Below are 4,624 nucleotides of genomic sequence, written 5' to 3' on the forward strand. Positions count from 1 at the left end.
TTACATTGCGGAGTCGGTGCGGACGGGTTCCCCGTCCATGCAACCGACCCAAGCACAGGACATTCCATCATTCTACCTCCTCTACTGGCTGCTGATTTCTACTCTCGATCGCTGTTAATCATACCTTAATCCAGCAACGCCGTAAATCGCTTGTTTAAGCAAGGATCTGTAGGTTGGGTTGAAGAATGAAACCCAACACACCTAACAGAGTTTCTTGCTAATTTAACTTACCAAAATCCGCCGCGCTTACCATTGGGGAAAACGGTCATAAAATTGGTTTTAGCTTGATTTAGCTGATCTTCAGTGACTTTGACACCTTTAAGATTGGCACCACAGAGGTTGGCGCCGTGCAGATTGGCATAATTGAGATAGGCATCGCTCAAATCGGCACCGCGTAAATCGGCATTTTGCAGATTGGCGTAGCTAAAATAGCCGCGACTGAGGACGGTATCCTTGAGGACTGCGCCGCTGAGATCTGCCTTATCAAATTTACCTGCGGACAGATTTGCGCCTTGGAGATTGATATAGGCACAATTGGCACTACTGAGGGTAATTCCCGGTAGATGCGCCTTGGACAGATCCAAGCTACTGATATCCATCTCGCTAAAGGTGCGCTGTCCGCGTCGGAATGCTGCTAGTACACTCTGAGCGTCTAATTTGTGTTGGGGGCGGCGTGGTGTTTGAATGACGGGCATTCCGCCCAATCCGGTCTTAATATCGGCACCAAATCGGCTGGGTTCGCTGCCATTTTTGATGTTGGTCGGGTCGCGTTGTTCTCGCTGTTGCTTGATCGCATCTGCCATCCGCTGCGAAGCGGTTGAGGTAGGCGTTGGGACTGGCGGGTTGGCTCTGCCTGGTAAACCTGGAGGAGCAGCTTTGGGAAAGGGGAAAGGGTTGCTCGGACTGTTATGTGACGCAGCGGCGGCATTATTGCTGCGTTTATCGACCGCGACCGTAGTGGCGGCGAGTGCTTGTTGAACTTCTTCAACTGACTGATAGCGATAGCGTACCGAAACCTCCAGCATTTTGCCCAAGACTTGAGTCATGTGTTTGCCCAATTGGACGTGTTTTTGCCACATCATTTCGCCAGTGGCGGGATTGTACTCGATGTCTTTGGGCGATTTGCCTGTCATCAGGTACACGCAAGTTACCCCCAGCGCATAGATGTCACTAGAAAAGATCGGTCGCATTGCCAACTGTTCGGGCGGTGCGTAGCCAGAGGTACCGACGGCAAACTGGGTGTTGGAACCTTGCTCGACTCCTTCTTGAGGTTCTATTTGCGCGACATAATTTTTGACAGCGCCAAAGTCAATGAGGACGAGTTTGCCATCTTGATCGCGGCGTAAAATATTGGCAGGTTTGATATCGCGGTGAATTACTTGTTGGGAGTGAATGTAAGTAATTACGGGGAGAATTTCGATCAAGAAGTCGCGGATTTTCTCTTCTTTGAACAGTCCCATCTGTTTGACTTCTTGATGGATGGTATGTCCGCTGACATATTCCTGGACGAGATAAAAGTTCCGTCGCTCTTCAAAAAAGTCTAACAGGCGGGGAATCTGAGGATGGTTGCCGATTTTACCTAGGGTTCTGGCTTCCCGCTCGAATAGTTCCCGCGCCATCCGCAGAAACTTTTCGTGGTTATTGCTCGGTCTGAGTTGCTTGATGACACAAATTGGTTCGCCAGGAAGTGATACATCGATCGCTACAAAAGTCGCGCCAAATCCCCCTTGACCGAGTGACTTTGTAACTCGATAGCGATTGCGGACGAGCAATCGTGCGCCACAGGCTTGGCACAGGAAAGCATCGATCGGATTTTTAGGTTGGGGGCAGTCAGGGTTTACGCAGTAGCTCATTGAGCCTCACCAGTTGAACATTGCTCTTGACACTTATTTCTTGTTAGCACCGCTGCCGCAGGGGGACATCGCGCTGCCATCATTTTCCAAAAATCCGACTAGCTCAAACTCCAATTTTGATGCAATAACGCAGAAAATTGCTTGAGTTACCGGACAATGAAGGGGTTTGGCTATTCAGTTCTAATTCTACCGCTTTTATTCACGCGTTGTGCTATTACTTAGTGATGTTGTGTTGGATTGGGCGGCGCTGGCGATCGCTGCTGGCATGATGTCAAGCAACTAAATCGCGACAATCGACCCCGTTATTTTTAAAGTACCCACAAGTTGGTCTGAATCGCTCTTAATTATTTAGATATTTGGAAGCTGTCGCTTGCCAGTCGCGGCAGCTCCCAAGGGTATAGCTATGCTTCGATCGTCACGCGCAGATTACCGCGTTTTTTGAGGACTCGACAGGAGGTAGTCGATCGCGAGCCTTCACTTTCGGCAGCGCGGTGGGTAAATTCGAGATCGATGAGCGTTGCGCCGACCCGCAAGTTTTTGAACGAGAGTCGATGAATGCTCGCAGGTAGTGCTGGGTCGAGAATGCGCAGATAATTACTCGGCGCGTCGGGGACTAAATTGACCATCATCTGGAGGAGTTGAAAGATGGTACCCGTTGCCCATGCTTGGGGAGAACAAGCCACTGGATACTGAATCGGACTTTGCCCAGCGATCCGTTCGTAACCGCAGAAGAGTTCGGGCGGACGGTGGTAAGGTTGCTGCACCGTCATGTCCAGAATCCCTTGGGCGACTTCTAAAGCTTGATCGACGGCACCAACCGATCGCAAGCCCATGGTAATTAAGCTATTATCGTGCGGCCAGACCGATCCGGTATGATAGCCGATCGGATTGTAAGCTGGTGACTGACTGCTGAGGGTGCGAATTCCCCACCCATTGAACATATCTGGCGCGTGGAGCCGTTCGGCAACACTTTTGGCTTTCTCTGGGTATAATAGCCCGTGCTGGAGGCATTGTCCGGGATTGGAACTAATCCCATCGACTTGTTTGCCAGCACCATCGATCGCCAGCGCCAGAAAATCTCGATCGGCTACCCAGAAATCGTGATTGAACCGTTGTTTGAGACTTTGAGCCTCTTGTTGCCAGCGCGTTGCTAAGTCGTTTTCTTGGCGAATTCGCGCTAGTTCGCTCATCCGCACTTTGGCTGCATAGACGTAAGCCTGCACTTCGCACAGGGTAATCGATCCGACGGCAATTTTGCCATGCCGATCGACGATACAGTCGCCAGAATCTTTCCAGCCCTGATTGACTAATCCCCGCGCCGAGGTGCGGAAATAAGCCAGATAACCAGTATCGGCACACATCCGATCGATCCACTCCATCGCCGCGAGCGCATTCCCCCACAATCGCTCTAAAGTATCAGCGTCGTGCGTCCAGGCATAATATTCCGCATACAGCATCAACCACAGTGGCGTGGCGTCTACCGTCCCATAGTAGGGCGTATGGGGAATCTCATGGCACCGGGCCATTTCCCCCATTCTCAATTCATGCAGAATTTTCCCTGGCTGTTCTTCGCGCCATTCATCATCGACTTTACCCTGATACTGCGCCAGTACCATGAGGGTTTCGCGGGCGATCGTCGGATCTAAGATCAGTATTTGACTGGCGGCGATAATCGAATCGCGACCGAACAACGTACAAAACCACGGTACGCCCGCCGAGAGAATCGTCCCCTTAGTCGGAGACTTGTCGGTATTGTGACTGGCTAAATCGAACGTCTGGCGCAACAGATAGATGTCCTGTTCCGCACGTTCGATCGCTCGATCGAGTTCGGGATTATCCGTCCGAATTTGGGTAATCTGCGATCGCCAGTTATCCTCTTCCATCGTCTCAGCGGCTTTGGCTTGGAACAGCGCCATCGGACTTTTCACCCGCGACACCGGGCGATTATTCATCAACATTTCCAGCCGATAGCCGATCTGACAACTGGCATGGGATTCCAGTTCGATTTGCCAGATCGCCGTGTAGCCCTTGAGATAATCGGGCAAGCGGTGTGCAAATTGTAGATGCGATTCCAAAATCGCCCCATCTAAGCCTTGATAGGCGAGAGTTAGCTCGGTAACAGGTGCCTCGGCTTTGCCCGTGCGGACGCGGCGCAGCAACTGACCGTTTTGTTTGCGATTGAAGCCCCGTATTTCAAATAAGTCTGAAAAATCGGCATCAAAGCTTAAGCTCAATTCAAAACTGACGGACGTAGTATTATAATTGTGAATGGTTAGTTCTTCAAATAGACTGCCATTTAGCACCAGTTCTCGCTGAATACTGAGCGTTTCTGCCTTGATATTCGGAATACCGGGGTTGGTACACAAAGCCGATAAGGCAAACCCCCGATCGGCATTGCAAGTGAGCAAAATCGGCGATCGGCCAGCGATCTGCAATTCCAGCCGACTCAAAAACCGGGTATCCCGACAAAATAAGCCCAGACTGGCGATCGTTTCATCGCCAGAGCTGCCAGAAATATTGCCCAGTGTGTCGGTAATCAGGAATAAATCGTCATCTTTGAGCGTCAGCGTGGGTTGGTTTCGATCGCTTACCACGCACCCCCACTCCGGAATATCTAACTCACTAGCCGGAATAAAGCTCCTTCCTTCAAGTTCGATCGGATTAGACATAGCAATACCTCTCTAGATGGAGTAGACGACACCGAGAATTTTTGAGCGCACAATTAGCAGCGATTTGTGCTTAAGTATCTCATTTTAGCCGTGAATCGTGCC

2 protein-coding genes are annotated in these 4,624 nt (G+C 50.7%); both read right to left on the bottom strand.

Going from position 1 to position 4,624, the window contains the following annotated elements; genetic code table 11:
- Positions 1 to 227 precede the first annotated feature (227 nt).
- Positions 228 to 1,853, bottom strand: a complete 1,626-nt coding sequence (locus RMO52_RS03020; RefSeq protein ID WP_309739668.1) for a serine/threonine-protein kinase — start codon at positions 1,851 to 1,853, stop codon at positions 228 to 230.
- Between the two features lie 401 nt (positions 1,854 to 2,254).
- Positions 2,255 to 4,522, bottom strand: a complete 2,268-nt coding sequence (locus RMO52_RS03025) for an amylo-alpha-1,6-glucosidase (RefSeq protein ID WP_309739669.1) — start codon at positions 4,520 to 4,522, stop codon at positions 2,255 to 2,257.
- Between the last annotated feature and the right edge of the window lie 102 nt (positions 4,523 to 4,624).

Origin of the sequence: Chamaesiphon sp. OTE_8_metabat_110, from assembly GCF_031382685.1 — a bacterium.
Classification (GTDB): Bacteria; Cyanobacteriota; Cyanobacteriia; order Cyanobacteriales; family Chamaesiphonaceae; genus Chamaesiphon.